This window comes from Acidovorax sp. BL-A-41-H1 (genome assembly GCF_051942715.1).
In genome coordinates this window covers 97,800-121,769 of record NZ_JBPVJQ010000009.1, presented here as the reverse complement: position 1 = coordinate 121,769, position 23,970 = coordinate 97,800, and the positions used below count along the sequence as shown (strand labels likewise).

Annotated in this window: 15 protein-coding genes; 4 read left to right on the top strand and 11 right to left on the bottom strand. The window is 67.0% G+C overall.

What is annotated here, in order from left to right:
• The 7 genes from ACTPOI_RS23420 to ACTPOI_RS23390 form a co-directional block, all read right to left on the bottom strand.
• Positions 1-1,235, bottom strand: a 1,235-nt coding sequence (locus ACTPOI_RS23420) for a YeaH/YhbH family protein (protein WP_440113440.1), incomplete at its 3' end; no start/stop codon positions are given.
• Between the two features lie 45 nt (positions 1,236-1,280).
• Positions 1,281-3,203 (bottom strand): PrkA family serine protein kinase, encoded by a 1,923-nt coding sequence (locus tag ACTPOI_RS23415; RefSeq protein ID WP_094288137.1) that lies wholly within the window; start codon positions 3,201-3,203, stop codon positions 1,281-1,283.
• Positions 3,204-3,530: 327 nt separating this feature from the next.
• Positions 3,531-4,742 (bottom strand): FAD-dependent monooxygenase, encoded by a 1,212-nt coding sequence (locus ACTPOI_RS23410; RefSeq protein WP_440113436.1) that lies wholly within the window; start codon positions 4,740-4,742, stop codon positions 3,531-3,533.
• A 37-nt stretch (positions 4,743-4,779) separates the two neighbouring features.
• Positions 4,780-7,293: an EAL domain-containing protein gene (locus ACTPOI_RS23405; protein WP_440113433.1), complete on the bottom strand. Its 2,514-nt coding sequence runs from the start codon at positions 7,291-7,293 to the stop codon at positions 4,780-4,782.
• Entirely contained in the window at positions 7,290-10,637 is a 3,348-nt protein-coding gene (locus ACTPOI_RS23400; protein WP_440113430.1) for an EAL domain-containing protein, read from the bottom strand. The genes ACTPOI_RS23405 and ACTPOI_RS23400 overlap by 4 nt, the downstream gene beginning before the upstream one ends.
• 164 nt (positions 10,638-10,801) lie before the next feature.
• Positions 10,802-13,744, bottom strand: a complete 2,943-nt coding sequence (locus ACTPOI_RS23395; RefSeq protein WP_440113427.1) for an aconitate hydratase — start codon at positions 13,742-13,744, stop codon at positions 10,802-10,804.
• A gap of 198 nt (positions 13,745-13,942) precedes the next feature.
• Positions 13,943-14,353, bottom strand: coding sequence for a hypothetical protein (locus ACTPOI_RS23390; protein ID WP_440113424.1), 411 nt, complete (start codon positions 14,351-14,353; stop codon positions 13,943-13,945).
• 123 nt (positions 14,354-14,476) lie between these two features.
• On the opposite strand from ACTPOI_RS23390, the gene ACTPOI_RS23385 reads away from it, so the two are divergent.
• Positions 14,477-15,352 carry a helix-turn-helix domain-containing protein gene (locus ACTPOI_RS23385; RefSeq protein ID WP_440113421.1) on the top strand — a complete coding sequence of 292 codons (876 nt, stop codon included), beginning with the start codon at positions 14,477-14,479 and terminating at the stop codon, positions 15,350-15,352.
• Between the two features lie 157 nt (positions 15,353-15,509).
• Here ACTPOI_RS23385 and ACTPOI_RS23380 read toward each other — a convergent pair whose 3' ends face one another.
• On the bottom strand, positions 15,510-15,812 hold the full coding sequence (locus tag ACTPOI_RS23380; protein WP_063462523.1) for an H-NS histone family protein: 303 nt from the start codon (positions 15,810-15,812) through the stop codon (positions 15,510-15,512).
• A 349-nt stretch (positions 15,813-16,161) separates the two neighbouring features.
• On the opposite strand from ACTPOI_RS23380, the gene ACTPOI_RS23375 reads away from it, so the two are divergent.
• Positions 16,162-17,007 carry a symmetrical bis(5'-nucleosyl)-tetraphosphatase gene (locus ACTPOI_RS23375; protein WP_440113417.1) on the top strand — a complete coding sequence of 282 codons (846 nt, stop codon included), beginning with the start codon at positions 16,162-16,164 and terminating at the stop codon, positions 17,005-17,007.
• Positions 17,008-17,108: 101 nt separating this feature from the next.
• Here the strand turns inward: ACTPOI_RS23375 and ACTPOI_RS23370 are convergent, their stop codons facing one another.
• From ACTPOI_RS23370 to ypfJ, 3 genes are all read right to left on the bottom strand, one after another.
• The gene (locus tag ACTPOI_RS23370) at positions 17,109-18,617 is read right to left on the bottom strand and encodes a DEAD/DEAH box helicase (protein WP_440113414.1); all 1,509 of its coding nucleotides are present in this window, start codon (positions 18,615-18,617) and stop codon (positions 17,109-17,111) included.
• Between the two features lie 404 nt (positions 18,618-19,021).
• Entirely contained in the window at positions 19,022-21,184 is a 2,163-nt protein-coding gene (locus ACTPOI_RS23365; protein WP_440113411.1) for a SulP family inorganic anion transporter, read from the bottom strand.
• Positions 21,185-21,229: 45 nt separating this feature from the next.
• Positions 21,230-22,114: a KPN_02809 family neutral zinc metallopeptidase gene (gene ypfJ, locus ACTPOI_RS23360; RefSeq protein ID WP_440113408.1), complete on the bottom strand. Its 885-nt coding sequence runs from the start codon at positions 22,112-22,114 to the stop codon at positions 21,230-21,232.
• A 117-nt stretch (positions 22,115-22,231) separates the two neighbouring features.
• Between ypfJ and pcp the strand changes: the two genes are divergently transcribed.
• Both pcp and ACTPOI_RS23350 read left to right on the top strand, forming a co-directional pair.
• Complete coding sequence (pcp, locus tag ACTPOI_RS23355) at positions 22,232-22,906, top strand: pyroglutamyl-peptidase I (protein WP_094286921.1); 675 nt, start codon at positions 22,232-22,234, stop codon at positions 22,904-22,906.
• A gap of 98 nt (positions 22,907-23,004) precedes the next feature.
• Positions 23,005-23,964, top strand: a complete 960-nt coding sequence (locus ACTPOI_RS23350; protein ID WP_252661065.1) for a delta(1)-pyrroline-2-carboxylate reductase family protein — start codon at positions 23,005-23,007, stop codon at positions 23,962-23,964.
• The last annotated feature ends 6 nt before the right edge of the window (positions 23,965-23,970 follow it).

Here is a 23,970-nt window from a genome sequence, read left to right as displayed (position 1 = left end):
TCATGGAACACCGGGTAGATCTCGCTGGGCTGCGACACCTTGCGCATGGCGAAGTGCGAGAACTCCGGCAACAGCTGGCTGTATTCCTCCCACAGGTTCTGCTCTTCCTCCGCCACCTGCACGTAGGCAAAGTAGCGCACCAGCGGCAGGATGCGGTCCACCAGCAGGTTGCGGCAGTTGCCGCTGTCGTTGGTGAAGTTGTCGCCATCGCTGGCCTGGGCCACGTAGATGTTCCAGTCGCCGCTGGGGTAGCGCGCGCGGATGATCTGGTCGAGCAGCACCAGCGCGCTGCTCACCACCGTGCCGCCGCTTTCGGTGGAGTGGAAGAACTGCTCCTCGCTCACCTCGGCGGCCTGGGTGTGGTGGCGGATGAAGACGATGTCGATCTTCTCGTAGTGCCGCGTGAGGAACAGGTACAGCAGGATGAAGAAGCGCTTGGCCAGGTCCTTGCGCGCCTCGTCCATGGAGCCCGAGACATCCATCAGGCAGAACATCACCGCCTGGCTGTTGGGCACCGGCACCTGGATGCGGGCGCGAAAGCGCAGGTCGATGGGGTCGAGGTAAGGGATGCGGCCGATGCGCACCTGCAGCGCATCAATGCGGCGCTGCAGCGCGGCCACGGCCTCGCTGGTGCCATCGTCCTGCGCCAGCAGGGCGTCCAGCTCGGCCTGCAGCACCAGCAGCTCGCGGTGCGCGGACTTGCCCAGCGCAATGCGCCGCCCCAAAGCGCCGCGCATGGTGCGCAGCACGGCCAGGTTGTTCGGGATTCCGTCCTGGCTGTAGCCCGCGCGGCGCGACTTCCACAGCGGGTTCTCGCCGATGTGGGTGCGCAGCAGGTGCGGCAGCGCCAGGTCTTCAAAAAAGAGCTGCATGAACTCTTCCTTGGTCAGCGTGAAGGTGAAGTCGTCCTCGCCCTCCCCGCCATCGCTGGCCTGCGAGCCACGGCCACTGCCGCCCTTGGGCCGCTCGATGCGGTCGCCGCGCACATGCTCGGCATTGCCGGGGTGCACCATGTCGCGGATGCCGCCCTGGCCGTGGTGGAACACGGGCTCGCCGATGTCCTTCTTGGGGATGGTGATGTTCTCGGCCTGCTCGATCTCGCGGATGCCGCGCTGCGACACGGCGCGGCGCACGCTGTCCGCAATTTGCTCCTTGAAGCGGCGGACAAAACGCTCGCGGTTGCCGACGGACTTGTTCTTGCCTGCGAGCCTGCGGTCGATGATTTGCAATGCCATCCGTTGCTCCCGTTCCTGGCAGGGCCTAGAGCCCCAGCGCCGACCTCAACTGCTCTTGCGCACGCGCAGGTACCACTCGCAGAGCAGGCGCACCTGCTTGGGCGTATAGCCCTTGTTCACCATGCGGGTGACGAAGTCCTCGTGTTTGCGCGCCTCCTCGGCGCTGGCCTTGGCGTTGAAGCTGATCACCGGCAGCAGTTCCTCGGTGTTCGAGAACATCTTCTTCTCGATCACCAGGCGCAGTTTTTCGTAGCTCGTCCAGCTCGGGTTCTTGCCCTGGTTGTTGGCCCGGGCTCGCAGCACGAAGTTGACGATCTCGTTGCGGAAGTCCTTGGGGTTGGCAATGCCTGCGGGCTTCTCGATCTTCTCCAGCTCGGCATTGAGCGCGCCCCGGTCGAACACCTCGCCGGTGTCGGTGTCGCGGTACTCGTTGTCCTGGATCCAGTAGTCGGCGTAGGTCACGTAGCGGTCGAAGATGTTCTGGCCGTACTCGCTGTAGCTTTCCAGATAGGCGGTCTGGATCTCCTTGCCGATGAACTCGGCATAACGCGGCGACAGAAACTCCTTGATGTAGCCGGTGTACTTGGTCTCCAGTTCGGCGGGGAACTGCTCGCGCTCGATCTGCTGCTCCAGCACATACATCAGGTGCACCGGGTTGGCAGCCACCTCGGCGCTGTCGAAGTTGAACACCTTCGAGAGGATCTTGAACGCAAAGCGGGTGGAGATGCCCGTCATGCCCTCGTCCACGCCCGCATAGTCGCGGTACTCCTGGTAGCTCTTGGCGCGGGGGTCGGTGTCCTTCAGGCTCTCGCCGTCGTAGACCTGCATCTTGCTGAGGATGCTGGAGTTCTCGGGCTCCTTCAGCCGCGTGAGAACGGCGAACTGCGCCATCATCTTGAGCGTGCCCGGCGCACACACGGCGTTGCCCAGCGACGACTCGCGGATGAGTTTTTCGTAGATGCGGGTTTCTTCGCTCACCCGCAGGCAATACGGCACCTTGACGATGTAGATGCGGTCGAGAAACGCCTCGTTGTTCTTGTTGTTACGAAACGCCTTCCACTCGCTCTCATTGCTGTGGGCCAGCACCACGCCATCGAACGGTATGGCGCCAAAGCCTTCCGTGCCCTTGTAGTTGCCCTCCTGCGTGGCCGTGAGCAGCGGGTGCAGCACCTTGATGGGCGCCTTGAACATTTCCACAAATTCGAGCAGGCCCTGGTTGGCCAGGCACAGGCCGCCGCTGTAGCTGTAGGCGTCGGTGTCGTCCTGGGCATAGGTTTCGAGCTTGCGGATGTCCACCTTGCCCACCAGGCTGGAAATGTCCTGGTTGTTCTCGTCGCCCGGCTCGGTCTTGGCGATGCCCACCTGCTTCATGATGCTGGGGTAGCGCTTGACCACCCGGAACTGGCGGATGTCACCGCCAAACTCTTCGAGCCGCTTCACGGCCCAGGGCGACAGCACACGCTGCAGGTAGCGCCGGGGGATGCCGAACTGCTCTTCCAGCACGGGCCCGTCCTCCATCGCATCGAACAGGCCCAGTGGTGATTCGTTGACCGGCGACCCCTTGAGCGCATAGAACGGCACCTTCTGCATGAGGTACTTCAGCCGCTCGGCGATCGAGCTCTTGCCGCCGCCCACCGGGCCGAGCAGATAGAGGATTTGCTTGCGCTCTTCAAGCCCCTGCGCCGCATGACGGAAGAAGCTCACCACCTGCTCGATGGAGTCTTCCATGCCGTAAAACTCGGCAAAGGCGGGGTAGCGTTTGATGACCTTGTTGGCAAACAGGCGCGACAGGCGCGGGTCGTTGCGCGTGTCCACCATTTCGGGCTCGCCAATGGCGGCCAGCATGCGCTGGGCGGCCGTGGCAAACGCCATTGGGTCGCGCTTGCACTCGGCGAGGTACTCGTCGATCGACATTTCCTCTTCACGGCTACGGGCGTAGCGCGCGGCGAAATTGCTGATGGCATCCATACGACCTCCTGTGGCGGCACCCCCGGCGGGCTCGGGAAGTGCCACGGTGTTGCAGTGGGAATCGCTACCGGCTTGGCTCTTTGTAGCACCACGGCCTGCGCTTGAACAGCAAATTCGTGGTCACATCCGTTGCCTTTTTGGCGCTTTGCACACACTGCGGTAGAGCACGGCATACTGCGCAAAGTTCAGCCTGCGCGCGGCCTGCACGGGTTGCCCCGGATAGGGAATGTCCTGACAACCTGCGGGGGCTGCCTACACGCTTAAAAGCGCCCTGAACCCGATGCTTGCAACAGGGCCCACGTGGCAGTCCTGCCCGTCACCAAGGACTCACAGCGCACTGGCGCCCGCACCATCGCCGCGGTACAGCCAGGGCACATCCAGCAAGCGCTCACCCAGCAGGCGCAGCGCCCCATCCCGCCCCCACCGCACCAACCCCGTGGCATGAAAAATGCGCCCATTGCGGATGGAACGCGCCTGCACGCGGGCGTTGCGCTGCCAGCGGTTGAGGGCATAACGCGTGAGGCGCAGCGGCACCTCCAGGTCGTGCATGGCCAGCGCCCGCTGCAGCTCGGCGGCATCCTCGATCGCCATGCCCGCGCCCTGGGCCAGGTAGGGGCGCATGGGGTGGGCGGCATCGCCCAGCAGGCCCACCAGGCCGCGCGCCATCTCGTCGGCGGCGCGCACGGGCGGGCGGTCGCACAGCGGCCACAGACGCCAGCCTGCCGGGGCGTGATCACTCACACCGCGCACCAGGTCCTGCAATGTGGTGCAGGTGCCTTGTAGCGCGTGGTCCAGGCCCGCAGCGTTGGCGGCATGGTCCCAGTTCTCCAGGTCCTGTGGTGCAGGGCCCTGCACGATGACGACGATGTTCTGCAGCTCGCCCCGGCGCACGGGGTACTGCACCGCATGCAGGCGTGGCCCCAGCCAGGCAGTGACCTGGGTGGTGCGCAGCGCCTCGGGCAGCGCCTGCTGCGGCACCAGGGCGCGGTAGGCCAGATGGCCCGTCACACGCGGTGGCATGGCACCCAGCAATTGGGTGCGGGTGCGGCTCCACAGGCCATCGGCGCCAATCAGCGCATCGCCCTCCACCTCCTTGCCCCGGCTGGTGCGCACGGTGACGACTTCGCCGCTGTCAGCAAAACGGTCGATGGCATGGTCCAGAAGCAGCTGTGCGTCAGTGCCCTGGGTGACCCCCTGCAGCAGCAGGCCATGCAGGTCGGCGCGGTGGATGGTGGCGTAGGCCGCGCCGTAGCGCTCCACCGCTGTGGGGCCCAGCGGCAGCACCGCCAGCTCGCGTCCGCTCACAGCATTGCGCACCTGCAGGCGGCCGGGAAAGACCGCCACCGCTTGCAGCGCCTGTTGCAAGCCCCAGGCCTGCAAGCGACGCACCACATTGGGCCCGATCTGCACGCCCGCACCCACTTCGCTGAATGCGGCAGCGCGCTCGTACAGCCGCACATCCCAGCCCGCGCGCGAGGCGCCCAACGCAGCGGCCAAGCCGCCGATGCCGCCACCGGCGACCAACACCTGTTTTTTCATGGATTCATTGTCGCGCCCAAAAGGGCGGTGGCTTTTGTCATAGCGCAGGCCGCAACGCCCGTTCCAGCACCTCGGGCGGCATGGGGCGGCCAAACAGGTAGCCCTGGAAGGCCTTGCAGCCGTAGCGCTGCAAGAATTCGAGCTGGCCCGTGGTCTCCACGCCCTCGGCCACCACGCCCAGGTCCAGGCTGTCGGCCAGGGCCAGGATGGTGCGCACGATGGCCGCGTCATTGGGGTCGGTCTGCAGGTCACGCACAAAACTCTGGTCGATCTTGAGCTGGTCCAGCGGCAGGCGCTTGAGGTAGCTCAAGCTCGAATAACCGGTGCCAAAGTCGTCGAGCGAAAAGCCCACGCCGTAGCGGCGCAGGTGTTCCATGCGCGCAATGATGTCCTCGACATCGGCCAACAGCAGGCTCTCGGTAAGTTCAAGCTTGAGACGCTCGGGGTTGGCCCCCGTGGCGTCCAGCGCCCCCAGCACCTGCTCCACAAAGTCAGGCTGGCGAAACTGCCGCACGCTCACGTTGACGGACAGGAAAAACTGCCGCGTGAGCGAGCTGCGCGACCAGGCCACCAGCTGGGCACAGGCAGCCTCCATCACCCACTGGCCCAGCGGCAGGATGAGCCCGGTCTGCTCGGCCAGCGGGATGAATTCGGCGGGCGACACCATGCCCCGGCGCGGATGGCGCCAGCGCACCAGGGCCTCGGCCCCCTGCAGGCGGCCTTTGCCGTCCACCACCGGCTGGTAATACAACACCAGTTCCTTCTCCTGCAGCCCCCGGCGCAGGTCAGCCTCCAGCGCCGAGCGGTTGCTCACCGCCGCCTGCATGTCGGGGTCAAAAAAGCGCTGCGTGTTGCGCCCCGCTGCCTTGGCCTGGTACATGGCCAGGTCGGCGTGCTTGAGCAGTTCGTCCACGCTGAGCGGCTGCTGGCCAAACAGCGCAATGCCAATGCTGGGCGAGCTGTGGTGGCTGGCATCGCCCAGCACATAGGGCTTGCCGAGGGTGGTGGCAATGTGGCTGGCCACCAGCGCGGCCTCGGCGCTGGCATGGTCCGCATCGGGGCTGAGGCCTTCCACCAGCACCACGAACTCGTCCCCGCCAAAACGGGCGACGGTGTCGGACTCGCGCACGCAGGCCTTCAGGCGCTGGGCCACCTGCAGCAGCAACTGGTCGCCGGTGTCATGCCCCAGGGTGTCGTTGAGGTCCTTGAAGTTGTCCAGGTCGATGAACAGCAGCGCGCCCTGGGTGTCTGAACGCGCCACGGCCAGCGTGGCGTGCTGCAGGCGGTCCACCAGCAGGCGGCGGTTCGGCAGGCCGGTGAGGGAGTCGTAAAACGCCAGGCGCTCGATCTGGCTCTCGACCTGCTTGCGTTCGGTGATGTCGCGGCCCACGCCCCGGTAGCCGCGCAGCGCGCCATTCGCATCGAACACCGGCACACCGCTGACCGAAATCCAGTGCATGGTGCCATCCAGGCGCTTGCGCTGCAGCTCCAGGTCGCGAAACGGCTGGTGCGCGGCGAGCACGGCGCGGTGCGCGGCCCAGTCGGCCTCGGTCATGTTGAGGGCACCAATCTCCCAGCGGGTGCGCCCCATCACGCTCGACAGCGGGATGCCGTTCACGCTCAGATCCCCCGCCAACTGCACAAAGCGGCCTTCGGCGTCGTGCTCCCAGTACCAGTCAGAGGACAGGTCGCTCAGTGACCGGAAGCGCGCCTCACTCTCGCGCAGCTCGTTTTCGACGCGCACGTAGTCACTCACATCGGCAAAGGTGCGCACCAGGCTGCCGTCGGCCAGCGTGGTGGTGCGCACCTCGAAGGTACGGCCATCGCGCGTGGTGCGCCAGTAAAGCGCCGGGGCAGCGGCCACCGCACCCTGGGCCACGTAGTCGTGCCCGCGCCGGTCCACCAGGCTGTAGCCCGCGCCAAAGTCGCCGCGCTCGGCTTGCACGCGCGTCAGGTCGGCCAGCGTGGGGCGGGTGGCCATCAGCGATTCGGGCAGATTCAGCAGCTCCAGCACGCGCTGGTTGTAGACGGTGATGCGGCCATCGGGCCCCGTCTTGAAGATGCCCTGGCTCATGCTGGCCAGCGTGGCCTGCAGGGCCGTGCGCTGCTCTTGCAGCATGGTCAGTGCCTCTTGCCAGATACGGGCGTCCACCATGCGCACGGGCTGGCCCTGACCCTTGGTGCCCTGCGTCAGGGCCACCAGGCGGTTGAGCAGCTCGCTCAGGTGCGACACGTCGTCAGGCTCGCGCAGCACATAGTCTCCCAGCCCGCAGCGGAAGGCCCGCGCGGCCAGCGCCTCCTGCGTGGCGTCGATGCACATCAGCACCGGGCGGCCGGCGCACAGCTCCAGCAGGCCGGGCAGCTCCTGCTCCGAAGGCCTCAGGCACATCACCACGGCGTCCCAGGCCTGCGAGGCCAGGGGCGCCATGGCGGTCTCGGGGGTGGGGCTGTTCACCACGCGCCATTCAGGGTAGCGCTCGGCAATCAACCGCCGCGCAGCCGCTGCATGCTGCGTGTCGATGTCCACCCACAGGATGCCGACGTTGTTCATGGCTTGTGCCCTTCCGGCACAGCCACCAGGGGTTGCGACATCAGGCCCAGTTGCTGTTCACGCAAAAAGATGTCCATGGGGGTGGGCCGCCCAAACAAATACCCCTGGAACCCCTCACACCCGTGCAGCCTCAGAAAGCTCAGCTGCCCCGTCGTCTCCACCCCCTCCGCCACCACCTCCAGGTCCAGGCTCTTGGCCAGCGCCAGGATGGTCCGCACGATCGCCGCGTCGTTCGGGTCCGAGAGCACGTCCCGCACGAAGCTCTGGTCGATCTTCACCTGGTCCAGCGGCAGCCGCTTGAGGTAGGAGAGAGACGAGTACCCGGTGCCGAAGTCGTCCAGCGCAAAGCCCACGCCTTCGCTTTTGAGCTGCACCATGCGGGCGATGGTGTCTTCGATGTCTCCCAAGAGCAGGCTTTCGGTGAGTTCGAGTTTGAGTTTGCGGGGGTCGGCGTTGTGGTTCTTGAGGGTTTGCAGCACTTCGGCCACGAAGCCGGGCTGGCGGAATTGGCGTGCGCTGACGTTCACCGAGATGGACAGGTGGGCGGTGTTGTCGTGCTGGCTCCAGCGCTGCAGTTGTTCGCAGGCGGTTTGCAGCACGTATTGGCCTAAAGGGAGGATGAGGCCGGTCTGTTCTGCCAGGGGGATGAAGTCGCCGGGGCTGATCATGCCGCGCTGGGGGTGGCGCCAGCGCACCAGGGCTTCTGCGCCCATGAGGCGGGCGTGGTGGTCTACCACGGGCTGGTAGTGCACGAGCAACTCGCCCCGGGCCAGGCCCTGGCGCAGGTCGGCTTCGAGGTTGGAGCGGGCGTTGACCGCTGCCTGCATGTCGGGGTCGAAGAAGCGCTGGGTGTTGCGCCCTGCGGCTTTGGCCTGGTACATGGCCAGGTCGGCGCGTTTGAGGAGTTCGTCCACGGTGAGGCGTTCGTCGCCAAACAGGGTGATGCCGATGCTGGGGGTGCTGTAGTGCTGTGCGCCATCCAGGTCGAAGGGCTGGTTCAGGTTGGCCAGGAGTTTCTCGGCCACGGTTTCTGCCTGGGTGGCGGCGTTTTGCAGGTCGGGGGCCAGGGCTTCGAGCATGACGACGAATTCGTCGCCGCCAAAGCGGGCCACGGTGTCGGCTTCGCGCACGCTGCCCACCAGGCGGGCAGCCACTTGCGACAAGAGCTGGTCGCCCATGTCGTGGCCCAGGGTGTCGTTGAGGTCTTTGAAGTTGTCGAGGTCGATGAACAGCAAGGCGCCCAGGCTTTTGGTGCGCTGGCAGGCGGCGATGGAGCGTTGCAGGCGGTCCAGCAGCAGGCGCCGGTTGGGCAGGCCGGTGAGCGCGTCGTAGAAAGCCAGGCGTTCGATTTCCTGCTCTGCACGTTTGCGGTCGGTGATGTCGCGGCACACGCCCAGCACACCGGTCACGCGGCCGTGCAGGTCGCGGATGGGGGTCTTGATGGTTTCGAACTGGCCCTGGTAGCCGTCTTCGGCAAAGGTGAGCGTTTCTTCATACACCAGCGGCTGCCAGGCCTGCATGGCACGCTGGTCGTACTTGCGAAAGCGCTCGGCCTCGGCCGGGTTGGTCAGGTCGTAGTCGTTGCGGCCCACCACATCGCGTTCGGGCCGGCCCGCAAAGCGCTCGAACACGGGGTTGACCGACAGGTACACGCCCTCGGCATCCTTGAGAAACACCATGTCGGGCATGGCGTTGACCACGCGGGCCAAGTGTGCCTTCTGGTGCGCCAGCTCCTGCTCGATGCGCTTGAGCGCCGTGAGGTCGTAGGCGAAAACCACCACTGCCGATGCGCCTTGCTCCGTGACGGCCTCGGGCGCGATGGTGGTGTGGCGGTACTGCATGCCGTCGGGCCCGTCGATGCGGTTTTCAAACACTGCTGTCTCGCCCGCAAAAGCCTTGTCGAGGTGGGGCTGCATGCGCACAAACACCTCGGGCGGGATCACGTCCTGCAGCAGCCGGCCCAGCAGGTCCTGCGGGGTCTTGTACAGCCAGCGTGCCTGTTGCTCGTTGACATACAGAACCCGCAGGTCGCGGTCGAGCCGGGCCACCCCGCCCGGCACCAAGCGCAGCATGTTGGCCATGAGCGCATCCTTGGCGCGCGCGGCCTCTTCGGCCTGGTGGTGCGCCGTGATGTCGGTCTGCACCCCGTCCCACAGCACACGACCGTCGTCGAGCAGGCGGGGCGAGGAATTCAGGTGCATCCAGCGCACCTGGCCATCGGTGCGGCGCACGCGAAAAACCGCCTCCAGGCTGGTCATCGACAGGAATGAATGCCGCTCTGCCTCGCGCAGGCGGCCCATGTCTTCCTCCAGGATCTGGCGATACAACACGCCGGGGTCGTCAAGCACCTCTTGCACGCGCACGCCATTGAGGCGCTCGATGGCTTCGCCCATGTGCACAAAGTGCACACGGCCATCGAGTTCACGCACCACCTGAAACAACACGCTGTGGGGCAGATTGCGGCCCAGCAGCGACAGGCGGCCTTCGCTTTCGCGCAGGCGGCTCTCGGCGGTCTGGATGCGGGCAAAGGGCCGGCGGATGCCCGCATCGAACACCGCCTGGTACAGCAGCGCATAGGCCACCACCCGCAGGGCATGGGCCAGTGGCCCACCGACGGGGGAATGGCCGCCCAGCACCCCCACGGTGATTTCGCCACACACAAACGCCATGGCCGCCCAGGCAAACAGGCGGTCACGGGGCCGGTTTTCGTCCTCCGGGACCGCCTGGCCATCGCGGCGGCTCCGGCGGTACAGCACCCCGGCAATCACGGCCAGCGCCAGCGCCAACCCCGCCGCCAGCGCCTGGCGCAGCACCCCGCCAGCGGCCTGGGCAAACCAGCCCGGCAAGGGGCCCATGGCCGCCCCCACCACCAGCAGCGTGATCCCCCCGGAAACCGCCAGCCAGGCCTGGGGCGCCCCCGGCGCCGCCAGCCGCGTGGCCACGAGCCCCAGGGTGAGCACCTCGGCCAGACGCGCCCAACTGCTGAGCCACAGGGAGATATGGGCAGTACCCACCGGCATGTGCACCGGGCCGGAGTGCACCAGCACGCCATGCAGAAAATTGCAGGCCGCCGCAACCCCCACCCCCACCACCAGCACGTTGGCCCGCGCCTGTTCATGCGCTTCGAGCGCGTGCAGCGACACCGACACCACCAGCAGCCCCAGCAACACCGCCGCCATCTCCAGCAGCGGCTCCAGCCCGTGCTGCGCCCCGGCGCCGTCCCCCAGCAGCTGCACCAGCGGCAGGATCACCAGAGCCAGCACCGCCACCACCAGCACCACCGTGACAGCGGGCGCGTCCGACAGGTAGGAGCGCGCGGTCAGGGGGGGTGGGGAAGGGGCCATGGGCAGCGTGGAGAAGCGGTGCAGAAACGGGGCGGGGTGTGATTCCGGAAGTACGTCACAAGTGTATCGAGGCGTAAGGAAATGACCAGACCGCCGCCACCGGTCGCACCCTCCTGGGTCACCCAAGAAAAACGGGGCCGAAGCCCCGTTGTGCAGTCAATCTCTCAACCCTCCAGCAACTGCCGCAGCACAAAGGGCAGGATGCCCCCGGCGCGGTAGTAGTCCACCTCGATGGGCGTGTCGATGCGCAGCGTGACCACCACCTCGCGCACCGTGCCGTCGGCGCGGTGGATGACCAGCCGGGCATCGCTCTGGGGGGTGAGCGCGGGGTCGGGCAGCACGTCGATGACTTCGTTGCCCGTGAGGCCCAGCGTCTCCCACGAGTCGCCCGCCTTGAACTGCAGCGGCAGCACGCCCATGCCCACCAGGTTGGAGCGGTGGATGCGCTCAAAGCTGCGCGCCACCACGGCCTTGATGCCCAGCAGCTGCGTGCCCTTGGCGGCCCAGTCGCGGCTGGAGCCGGTGCCGTACTCCTCACCCGCAAAAATCACGGTGGGGGTGCCCTGGGCCATGTACTGCATGGCAGCGTCGAAGATGAACATCTTCTCGCCCTGCAAGGCACCCTCGTTCTGGAACACCGTCACCCCACCCTCCTCGCGCGAGCCGTCGGCCGTGGGCGGAATCATCAGGTTCTTGATGCGCACGTTGGCAAAGGTGCCGCGCACCATCACGTCGTGGTTGCCGCGCCGCGCCCCATAGCTGTTGAAGTCGGCCTTCTGCACGCCGTGCTGCCGCAGCCACTGGCCTGCGGGCGAGCTTTCCTTGATGGAGCCTGCGGGTGAGATGTGGTCGGTGGTGATGGAGTCGCCAAACAGCGCCATGATGCGGGCACCCAGCACCGACGGAAGTTGGGCATCATTTTGGCCTTCTCCGCCCGTCCCACTTGCCTTGTTAGCTCCTTTTTCAAGAGAAAACTGGGCAAAAAACGGCGGCTCGGCAATGTAGGTGCTGGCGGGCCAGGTGTAGGCCGTGCCGCTCACGCCCTGGATCTTCTCCCACAGCTTGCCGGGGTCGGTCGCTACCTTGGCGTAGTTGTCGCGGAAGGCCTTGCCCTTCATGGCGAATTTCAGCAGCGCGTGCACTTCCTCGCTGCTGGGCCAGATGTCGCCCAGGTACACGTCGCGCCCCCCCTTGCCTTTGCCCACGGGCTCGGTCATCAGGTCCTTGAGCACCGTGCCCGCAATGGCGTAGGCCACCACCAGCGGCGGGCTGGCCAGAAAGTTGGCCTTGAGGTTGGGGTGGATGCGCGCCTCGAAGTTGCGGTTGCCCGACAGCACTGCCGCGCAGACCAGATCGTTGCTGGTGATGGCCTCGTTCAGCTCGGGCGTGAGGTCGCCCGCATTGCCGATACAGGTGGTGCAGCCATAGCCCGCAATCGAAAAACCCAGCTTTTCCAGGTAGGGCAGCAGGCCGGTTTCAGTGAGGTACTCGGTCACGATGCGCGAGCCAGGCGCCAGCGAAGTCTTGATGTGCGGCTGCACCTTGAGCCCCGCCTCCACCGCCTTCTTGGCCAAAAGGCCCGCTGCCAGCAGCACGCTGGGGTTGCTGGTGTTGGTGCAGCTGGTGATGGCGGCAATCAGCACATCGCCATTGCCCACTGTGGGGTCGGCGCCCTTGGCGGGCAACGTGGCACTGCGGGCCTCGGCATGCGCGGTGGCCAGGGCCGGTTTGTTGGCCTCCATCTCCACCACCGAACGCGGTGCACCCGCCGGGGTGGGCTTGCCGTCGGGTGCTACCTCAGCTACCACCTCTGCCGCGCGGTGAATGTGGAAACGGGTGTGCAGCAGTTCGGCCGGGCGGTTAAAGCCGTTGTGCGCGGCGGGCTGGCTGAACAGGTCGGCAAACTGGCGGCTGACCTGGCCCAGCTCGATGCGGTCCTGCGGGCGCTTGGGACCAGCCAGGCTGGGGGTGACGCTGCCCAGATCCAGCTTCACTACCTGCGAGTAGTCCACCTCGCCCGCCAGCGGCACGCCGAACAGACCCTGGGCCTTGAAGTAGGCTTCAAAGGCTTCGATCTCGGCCTTGGTGCGGCCCGTGCCCTGGAAGTAGTCGATGGTCTTTTCATCGACCGGGAAGAAGCCCATGGTGGCGCCGTACTCGGGCGCCATGTTGCCGATGGTGGCGCGGTCGGGCAGCGCCAGGGTGCGGGTGCCTTCACCGAAAAATTCGACAAACTTGCCCACCACCTTGTGCTTGCGCAGCAGCTCGGTCACGGTGAGCACCAGGTCGGTGGCCGTCACGCCTTCGCGCAGCCGCCCCGTCATCTCGAAGCCCACCACATCGGGCGTGAGGAAGTACACGGGCTGGCCCAGCATGGCGGCCTCGGCCTCAATGCCGCCCACGCCCCAGCCCACCACGCCAATGCCGTTGATCATGGTGGTGTGGCTGTCGGTGCCCACCAGGGTGTCGGGGTAGTAAACGTTGTCCTTGCGCTTGTGCACGCCACGCGCCAGGTATTCGAGGTTGACCTGGTGCACGATGCCGAAGCCCGGGGGCACCACGCCAAAGGTGTCAAAGGCCTGCATGCCCCACTTCATGAACTCGTAGCGCTCGCGGTTGCGCTGGAATTCGAGCTTCATGTTCAGGTCGAGCGAATTCTTCTTGCCGTAGTGGTCGATCATGATGGAGTGGTCCACCACCAGGTCCACGGGCACCAGCGGCTCGATCTTCTTGGGGTTCTTGCCCAGTTTCGCGGCCACGCTGCGCATGGCGGCCAGGTCGGCCAGCAGCGGCACGCCGGTAAAGTCCTGCAGTACCACGCGGGAGACGACAAACGGAATCTCGTCGGTACGCGCGGCATTGGGCGCCCAGTGCGCAAGCTGTTGCACATGCTCGGCGGTCACCTTGCGGCCATCGCAATTGCGCAGCACCGATTCCAGCACGATGCGGATCGACACCGGCAGGCGCTTGATCTCTGGAAACTGTTTGGCCAGCGCGGGCAGCGAGTAGAACTGGCCTTCTTTGCCGGACGCTGTCCTGAAGCTCTTGAGGGTGTTGGCAAACGCGTGGCGGGCGGGCTGGGGCGACGACTTGCGTGAAGTGGCCATGGCGGACTCCTGTGAAAGGCAACACGACCTATTCTGGCAGTCCTGCAAGGCGGTGCAATCGTGGGGCCTTAGCGCCCCGGGGTGTGGCGGCGGCCTCCCGCCATGGGGCGGGGGGCATTTCTCAAGCAAAAAAGGCCGTTTCCGCCTGATAGACAAGCAAAGTTAGCTATATTTTGTATAGCAAACAAAGATGCGCCATCATGCTGCTGCCCACACACGCAAACGGCGCACGCCCCACCACTGCAGCTCGGCCAGCAGAGCCACCGACACCACATGCACCAGCAGATAGGCCTGGCCCAGCAGCGTGGGCGTGTGCGTGGAGCCCAGCAGCAGGGCCAGGCTGGCCACTGCCCAAGCAAAGTTGCCCGCGATCAGCACCCACAGCCAGCCCCGGGGCATGGGCTCGGACCGAGCAATCGCAATGGCCAGGGCGGCGTAGCCCAGCAGCATCACACCCGTGACCTGCAGCAGCCCAGCAGGCAGACCCAGCCATTCGGCCAGCGGCGCCGTGAGCAACAGGTGCAACGCGCCCAGCAAAACCCCCGTGGAGGCATCGAACCAGACCACGGCACGCAGGAATCGGGGGGAGGACATCAGGTTGGTGAACATGGAAAGCTCCTTGGTGGATGAAACAACGGTTGAAAGAGGGCTCCATCGTTCCCGCCCCGGCGCATGCCGTCGATGACCTGGCAGGTAATGGCCCGTGCGCGGTTTGCACCTAGGATGCGGCACATGACCTCCACCAACTCCACACCGCACCGCCCCCCGCGCCATCCACTGCCGCACCGTGTGGCAACGGCGGGGCCCGCCTCGTTTGGCGACCACCTGCGCACCTGGCGCCAGCAACGGCACCTGAGCCAGCTGGAGCTGGCCGACGAGGCAGACATCTCCACCCGGCATGTGAGCTTCATGGAAACCGGCCGCACCAACCCCAGCCGCGACATGGTGCTGCGCCTGTGCGAGCGCCTGGCCATCCCGCTGCGCGAGCGCAACGCCTTGCTGGTGGCCGCAGGCTACGCCCCCATGTACCGCGAACGCGCGCTGGACGACCCGGCCCTGGCCGCCGCCCGCCAGGCGGTGGAGCTGGTGCTCAAGGGCCACGAGCCCTGCCCCGCCATCGCGCTCGACCGCTGCTGGAACGTGGTGGCCACCAACCGCGCCGCGCTGGCGCTGCTGTCTGCCCATGTCAGCCCCGAGCTGCTGGCCCCACCCATCAACGTGTTTCGCCTGAGCCTGCACCCAAAGGGCCTGGCACCTCGCATTGCCAACCTGGCGCAATGGCGCGCGCATCTGTTCGAGCGCCTGCGCCAGCAAATCCAGGCCACGGCCGACCCCACCCTGATCGCCTTGCAGGCCGAGTTGCAGCAATACCCCGCCCCCGAAGAAACCACGCCGCTAGTATTGGCCGGCGAAATGCTGGGCGTGGTCATGCCGTTTTGTTTTGAGAGCGTGCACGGCATGCTGTCGCTTATCAGCACCACCACGATATTCGGCACCCCAGTGGATGTGACATTGCAGGAGTTGGCCGTGGAGTCGTTCTTTCCGGCCGACGATTTCACCGCCAACGCACTGCGCGAACTGGCCCGGCAGCAAAATACTGGTGGCTGAAGCCCACAAACCCGCAGATACAGATCTGCAGATACAGGCAGATCGCAGCTATGCACGCCTTGGGGACGGCGGCTTGAGGCCATGCCTTAACCCTCTGCGCACACCCATAAAAAAAGCCCGCATCAGCGGGCTTTTTTGTGGTGGGAGTTGTAGCCCATCAAATGGCGAACTTCTCGCGGTTTTCATTTTGAATCCACTTGGGCGCCTTGCCACGGCCGGTCCAGGTCTGGCCGGTTGCGGGATCGCGGTACTTAGGTGCCACCTTGGAGCCTGCCGTGGAGCTGCGGCCGGTTTTGCCTGCGGCCTTGCCGGCAGGGAATACATCCTGGGCGGTCAAACCATATTCGGCGACCAGTGCACGAACCTGGGACACAGCATCCGACAACTCCCGGCGCCGTGCTTCGCTGATTTGTTGCTCAAGGGCTTCACGCTGCTTCAAAAGTTCTTTGTAGCTGGTCATGGTGTCAGAATAAGGAGTGTGAGGTTGGTGACGGACCGATTATAGGAATAATCCCCCAACATGGAAGCAAGGCCTGCAAATTTTCCCCGAGAAAACCACAAATAACAGGGGTCTATATTCATCCAGCGCGAATACCAAGGCCTCGCATTGGGGAGTGTTTGCCTTTTTCAAGTCCCTGGGACGGGTACTACGGCACCTTTTCATGAATATCCCCAGCACCAAACTGGGGCCTCGCACGGACAAGGGCGCCAAGAGACGCGTGCCGACTTGTAGGGCCCTGCTGCGCCCCTGGTGTAATCCTCCACCGTCTCGGCAGAAAATCCACGCTCCATCCCACCCACACCACACCATGGCTATTTATTGCATCGGCGATATCCAGGGCTGCGACAGCGCCCTGGGCCGCCTGCTGGACACCATCGGCTTTTCCGCCAGCCGCGACACCGTCTACCTGCTGGGCGACCTGGTCAACCGGGGGCCCGATTCAGCCGCCGTGCTGCGCCGCAGCATGCGCCATGGCGACGCCATCCGCTGCCTGCTGGGCAACCACGACCTGCACCTGCTGGCCGCCGCCGCAGGGGCGCGCAAGCCTTCGCGGCGCGATACGCTGGCCTCCGTGCTGGACGCCCCCGACCGCGAGGCCCTGCTCGCCTGGGTACGCCAGCAGCCCCTGGCCCGCGCGCACACACATGCCGGGCAGACCTTGCTGATGGTGCACGCCGGTGTCTTGCCCGCCTGGTCGGTGGCCGACACGCTGGCCTATGCCGATGAGGTGCAGGCCGTGTTGCTCAGCCCCGAGCTGCCCGCCTTCTTACAGGCCATGTATGGCAACACCCCCGACCGCTGGAGCGACCCACTCACCGGCACCGACCGGCTGCGCGTGATCGTGAACGCCCTCACCCGGCTGCGCTTTTGCTCGGCCGACGGGGTGATGGATTTTGAAAGCACTGAAAGCGCCAGCGCCGCCCCGCCCGGGCTCATGCCCTGGTTCGACGTACCAGGGCGCCGCACAGCAGGCACCGTGATGGCCTTTGGGCACTGGTCCACATTGGGCTGGCTCAACCGCAGTGACCTGCTGGGGCTGGACACCGGCTGCGTCTGGGGTGGCTGCCTGAGCGCCGTGCGTTTTGGCTCCACGCTGGCCGAGCGGGAATTGCTGCAAGTGCACTGCGAACAGGCGCAACAGCCCGGCGGGTAAATCCGGGCTACGCCTGCTGGCAATAATTTGCTATCTTCTCGATAGCTTGCAGCGCTTAATCAGAAGGCGCTAGAGCGCAATTTGGCTCCAAAAAAATCCAATCAGGACTGTGCCGTCGTCTCTGGCTGGGCTGCGGCTTTGAACAGTGCGGCCACCTTGCGCTTGGGCTTGATGTTGGCCGAGATGCTGCTGCGCGGCGCAGACTTGGTGGCGGCCTCCCAGGCGGGGGCGGCATCGGAGGCCGCGCTGGCCTCGTAGGGTTTCTCGAAGAACGGGTCGCGCGAGATTGCGGCGGGACGGAAGCCCCGGTGCTGATCGCGCGGATCGCGGGACTCACGCCCCCCCCGGTAGTCACGATCACGTTCGCGGCGGGGAGCCGATGCACCCAAGGCATCGCGGCCATCGCCCGTCTCACCCGCTTCGCGCCAGGCGCGGCGGCCGTCGTTGATGCGGCCCCGGGGCTGGTCTTCGTCGTACTCGACGGCTTCCAGCTCGATCTTCTTCTTGATGAGCTTCTCGATGTCCGCCACCAGGCGGGCATCGCTGCCCGACACCAGCGTGACGGCCAGGCCGGAGGCGCCTGCACGGCCCGTGCGGCCGATGCGGTGCACATAGTCTTCGGCGTTGAAAGGCACGTCGAAGTTGAACACAGCGGGCACGTCCTTGATGTCCAGGCCGCGCGCGGCCACGTCGGTACACACCAGCAGGTCCACTTCGCCCTTCTTGAAGGCTTCGAGCGCCTTGAGGCGCTCGTCCTGGCTCTTGTCTCCGTGCAGGGCCGCCGTCTTGAGGCCTTCGCGCTCCAGGCTGCGCGCCAGGCGGGCGCAGCCGAGCTTGCTGTTCACGAAGATGAAGGCCTGCTTGATGCCGCGCGTCTTGAGCACCTGGTGGATGGCGCGGCGCTTGTCGTCGTCATTGGCGCTGTAGAAGCGCTGCTCCACCGTGGAGGCCGTCTCGTTCGGGCGGGCCACCTCGATGGTGATGGGGTTCTGCAGGTAGCTGCTGGCCAGGCGCTTGATCTCGGGCGAGAACGTGGCGCTGAAGAGCAGCGTGGTGCGCTGCTTGGGCAGGTAGCTCAGGATGCGCTGCAGGTCGGGCAAAAAGCCGATGTCCAGCATGCGGTCGGCCTCGTCGAGCACCACGTACTCGACCTGGTTGAGCACCGCGTTCTTGGCCTCGATGTGGTCCAGCAGGCGGCCCGGCGTGGCCACCAGCACCTCGACGCCTTTTTTCAGCTCGATGGTCTGGGGCTTCATGTCCATGCCGCCAAACACCACGGTGCTGCGCAGCTTGGTGTGTTTGGCGTACAGCGCGATCTGCTGCGCCACCTGGTCGGCCAGTTCGCGCGTGGGCAGCAGCACCAGGGCGCGCACCGGGTGGCGCGCGGGCGAGGTGGAGCTGTTTTCGTGCTTGAGCAGGCGCTGCAGCAGGGGCAGCGAGAAGGCGGCGGTCTTGCCGGTGCCGGTCTGGGCGGCACCCATCACGTCCTGGCCGGTAAGCACGACCGGAATGGCCTGCTGCTGGATGGGCGTCATGGACTCGTAGCCCATTTCGGCCACGGCACGTGCCAGCGGCTCGGCCAGCGATAGATTGGAGAAGGAACTAGTCATTAAAAGCGTGTTTGTAGGCGACGCTGAATTTATGTCTGAGCAATGTGGCACGCCCTTGGGAGGGGGCTGGCTGCAAGGCGCAAACCGCAGCCGGGCTGGTGGCCCGGCGAGGAGTGCAACGCCGCAGAGAGGGCCCCAGCGGGCAATGTGCCGTGCGCCGGGGACTGTTGGGGCGTTGCGCTAGAACCTGCTCACGATCTCCCGCGGCATCGGGGGCCGCGCGAGGTCATGAACAGGCTCGCAGCCCTCTATTGTCGCACCGGTGGCCCAAAAAGCGATTTTTTGCGGTACGGAGCGGCACGCCACACCGGCCCGCGGGCGGTGCGGGGTACATATTTACTACTCTTTTGATAGCTAAAAAGACTTATCCATTGCGCGCAGAGGCCGATTATTGTTTATAAAAATCATTCCAGCACGGCCCGCAGCTGGCGCGTGGTCACCGCCAGCCGCCTCGCCCCGATCTGCGCGAGGTTATTCATCACCGTGAGCGCGGCCTCGGGGTATTGCCGGGCCCAGGCGTCAAAGTGCGCGCGCGACAGCCGCACCAGGTGTGCGGGGCCGCGCTCGGCCCCGGCGCAGGCGCTGCGGGCCGCGCCGTTGAGGAAAGCCATCTCGCCAAAGGCCATGCCCGGCCCCACGGTGGCCAGGCGCAGGCCCTTGTCGGGCGGCCACAAGGTCACCAGGGTGATGTGGCCCGACTTGACCACCAGCAGGTCGTGGTCGGTGTCGCCCGCGCGGAAGACCACGCCGTGGGCGGGCACGTCCAGCGGCTCCAGCAGGGCCATGAGCGCGTCGGCGGCGGCGCGGGGCACGCCTTCGCCGATTTCGCCCAGCAGGTCGCGCTCGGGGCGCGCGGGGCGCTGCTCAATGGGGCGTTGCGCCAGGATGCCGGCCTCGGCCCATTCCAGCGCACGGTCCAGGTCGGCAAAGGCGCGCACCTGTTCGCCCGCGTGTTCGGCGGCCAGGGGGTCGAGCGCTGCCACGGCGGCGGCAATGCCCTGCTGGCCCAGGTCGCGCACCAGGGCGCGCAGCTGGGCCAACGCCGTGCTGTCCCAGGCGGGCACACGGCCCGCGTCCAGAATCACCCAGCGGTGGCGCGGCTGCAGCAGCATGCGCACCTGCTCGGCCAGATGGGCCGCCACACCAAACGACATCACGCCCTGCAGCTCGAACACGGCCACCTGGTTCATGCGCGGCGCCAGCCAGGTGTCTGACCCCGCCCGGCGCAGGCGCCGCGAACGCAGCTCGCCATCCAGCCGCACATGGCGCAGCACCGTGGCGGCCGAGTCGTGCAGCAGCACAAAAGTGGCCACCACCAGGCCCGCCACCAGCGCACCCACACCACCCATCACCGCAAACACCAGGGCCACCAGCCAGCTCTGCGCCCAGGTCACGCGCGAGCGGCGCGCGTAGCCCAGCGACCACATCAGCCCCGGCACCTGCATCAGCCCGGCCAGCACCAGCCCCCCCGCCAGACAGGCCATGGGCACCCAGTGCAACCACCACGGCCCTGTGACGGCCACGCCCAGCATGATGGCGGCGTGCCAGCGCGGGGCGTCGCGCGATGCACCAGCCTGCGCCAGCACGATGCGCGAGCGCGACGCGCTGGTCGATGCCGGGATCATGCCCGCCAGGCCACACAGCGCGCCCAGCAGGCTTTCGCGGCGCAGGGCCAGGTTGGCGTCGCCACGCAGGCCGTGGTCCAGCTCCAGCTCCTGGTTGAAGACCAGGATTTCCAGGCTGTTGACCAGCGCCATCAGGAGCGCGAGCACCACCAGGGCCGAGCCCTGCTGCTGCGCCAGGGCCATCCAGGGGATGCCGCTCCAGTCGGGCAGCGGCGGCCAGGCGAATGCGCTGGGCTGCACGGCGGGCACAAAAACGGCCCCCAGCCCGGCGCCCCAGAAGCCCGCCAAAGCCACGGCCAGCGCCACCACGGCCACCGCCGTCAGCAGGCCGGGCATGCGGGGCCAGCGGCCCCGCAGCCACCAGGCCAGCCCCACCACGGCCCCGGCCGCCAGCGCATGCCAGCCCAGCTGGGCATCCCAGGGTGCGGCCGCCCCCGCGCCAAAGCCGTTGCGCACCTGGCCCAGCACCATCGACAGGCCCACGCCCGCCGCAAACCCGTGGGTGACTGAAATGGGCAGGAACCGAGCCACCGAAGCCAGCCGCAGCACACCCAGCAGCCACTGGAAGACAAACGCCAGCGCCACTGTGGCCCCGCTCACGGCCAGCACCTGCCGCGCGCTCAACCCCAGCGCGGGTGCCGCACCATGGGCAGTGGCCAGCACCGCAGCAAACAGCAGCGCCACCACCGTGGTAGGCGCATACACCACGCCCGCGCGGGGCGCCAGCAGGGTGAGCAGCAGGCCCGGCAGCGCAGCCGACCACAGGGCCAGCGCCGCCAAGGAGTAGTCGCCCGCCAGGGGCGCAAAGGCCAGCAGCCCCAGGCCCACCGCATGGGGCACGGTGACCGCCGCCGCCGACCACGCCGCCGCAGTGCCCGAGGGCTGCGTTGCCGGGTCAGGCGCCCGCTGGGAAGGCGCCGCCAGGGGCGCTGCGGAGGACATGGGCCGTGGCTTTCAAAACCCGTGCGGGCTGCGGTGGCCTGCAGCCTACAGGCTGCGCGCAGCGAAGGTGTCGCAGGCCTTCACGCTGCCGTTCTGCAGGCCGTTGTGGAACCAGCGCTGGCGCTGGGCGCTGGTGCCATGGGTGAAGCTCTCGGGCACCACGGCGCCGCCCTGGGCGCGCTGCAGCGCGTCGTCGCCAATCTTGGCGGCCGCGTTCATGGCCTCTTCCACATCACCCTGCTCCAGGATCTGGCGCGCATTCTGCGCATGGTGGGCCCACACGCCCGCAAAACAGTCGGCCTGCAGCTCCAGCCGAACTGACAGTGCGTTGTATTCGGCCTTGCTCACGCGGCCACGCATCTGGTCCACCTTGCCGCTGATGCCCAGCTGGTTCTGCACATGGTGGCCCACCTCGTGGGCAATCACATAGGCCTGTGCAAAGTCGCCAGGTGCGCCCAGTCGGTTCTTGAGGGTTTCGTAAAAGCCCAGGTCGATGTAGACCTTCTGGTCGGCCGGGCAGTAGAACGGGCCCATCGCCGCCTGGCCTGTGCCACAGGCCGTGGGCGTGGCACCCCGGAACAGCACCAGGCGCGGCTCCTGGTAGCGGCCGCCCCCCTGGCGGAACACCTGGCCCCACACGTCCTCGGTGTCAGCCAGCACGGTGGACACAAACCGGGCCATGGTGTCGTCTGCGGGCGGGCGCTGCGCAGGCCCCGGCTGCTGCACATGGGCCGGTGGCCCGCCACCGCTGAGCAGCCCCAGAATCGTCAACGGATTGATGCCCAGCACCCATCCCCCCAGCAGGGCGATGACGATGGTGCCGATGCCAATGCTGCGCCCGCCGAATACCGGCGATCCGCCCCCTCCACCGCCGCCATCGCTGCGGCGGTCTTCCACGTTGTCGGATTCGCGATTGCCTTCCCATTTCATGCCAGATCTCCTGGGCCCTCCTGCGGGTGGAAGGCCAATGCTGGATATTACGCGCCGTGCAGGCGCAGCCCGGGCGAACTACGATGCACGCCTGCCACAGGTCCGCCCCCACCGCCCATGATCAACGACACCCGCCACCTCACGCCCGCACCCGACCAGGTGATCCTGCTCACCGGCTTCGACCCCTTCGGCGGTGATCCGCTCAACCCCAGCTGGCTGATTGCCCAGGCACTGCACGGCCAGCGGATTGGCGGCCACCGGGTGGTGGCTGCGCAGCTGCCCACGGTGTTTGGGCTGTCGCTGCAGCGGCTGGCTGCGCTGGTGCACACGCACCAGCCTGCACTGACCGTGTGCCTGGGCCTGGCGGGCGGTCGCAGTGCGCTGTCGCTGGAGCGCATCGGCATCAACATCAACGACGCCCGCATCCCCGACAACACCGGTGCCCAGCCCATCGACACCCCTGTGGCGACCGAGGGGCCCGCCGCCTACTTTGCCAGCCTGCCCATCAAGGCCATGCTGCGCGCCGTGCAGCGGGCGGGCCTGCCCTGCGAGGTGTCGCAGACGGCTGGCACCTTCGTATGCAACCATGTGCTGTATGGCCTGCTGCACCTGCTGGCCCAGGGTGCGGGCCCTGCCGGGGCAAGGGGAGGCTTTGTGCATGTGCCCTGGCTCACCGGGCAGGGCGCGCCCCACCTGCCGCTGCGCGACATGGTGCGCGGCATCCACGCCGCGCTGTGGGCCGCTGTGCTGGCGCCCCAGGACATCAGCTTGCAGGCTGGCGCCACGCACTGAGCCAACCCGGGATCCAGCGCCCCGGGAATGCCCTGAAAAACGGGGAAATGCACCCGCCAAACAGCCCGGAAACGCTGGCCGCTGTGTACAGTCAGGCCATGTCTTTTGCCCCCTCTACCCTGGTCGCTGGCACCCTGGATGCCGCCGCCACCGCGCAGCGCTTGCCCTGGTCGGCCCTGGCCGACGAAATTGCCAAGCTGCTGCACGACAGCACCGTCTCGGTGCCTGCCCGCAGCGTGCTGCCCCTGGCCCAGGGCGGCAGCCTGTTCCTGATGCCTGCCACCGACCGCAGCGTGGCCATGACCAAGCTCATCACCTTCACGCCCGCCAACGCGGGCACCGGACGCCCCTCGATCCAGGGCGACGTGGTGGTGTTCGACATTGCCACCGGCGCACGCCAGCTGGTGCTCGACGGCCCCACCGTCACGGCCCGGCGCACGGCTGCAGTCTCTCTGCTGGCGGCGCGGCACCTGGCACCCGCACCGCAAGGCCCGTTGCTCATCGTGGGCGCCGGGGTGCAGGGCCTGGCCCATGCCGAAGCCTTTGTGCTCGGGCTCGGTGTGAAGGAGGTCTGGATCGCCTCGCGCAGCGCCGCCAGCGCCAACACCCTGGCCGAGCAGGTGCGTTCACTGGGCGCCCAGGTGCGCGTGGTGGCCGACGCCGATGCCGCCCTGCCCCACTGCCCCCTGGTGGCCGTCTGCACCACGGCCAGCAGCCTGGTGCTGCACGCCACGCCCCGGGCCGATGCGTTCATCACGGCGGTGGGCGCCTTCACCCCCGCCATGGCCGAGCTGGCGCCCGCGCTGTGCCAGCACGTGGCAGGGCACGGCAGCATCGTGGTGGACACGGCCGACGCCAGCCACGAGGCGGGCGATCTGCTGCAAGCGGGGCTGGACGTGGCAGCACTGCCCGTGCTGCGGGACGTGGTCTGCGGCCCCTGGACGCCCCGTGCCCCCTCCGGGCCGGTGCTGTTCAAGAGCTGTGGCTGGGCCGGCTGGGACCTGGCCGCCGCACGCCTGGCCCTGCGCCAGGGCGCTGCACAGCCCCCCGCCACCTGAGAGGCC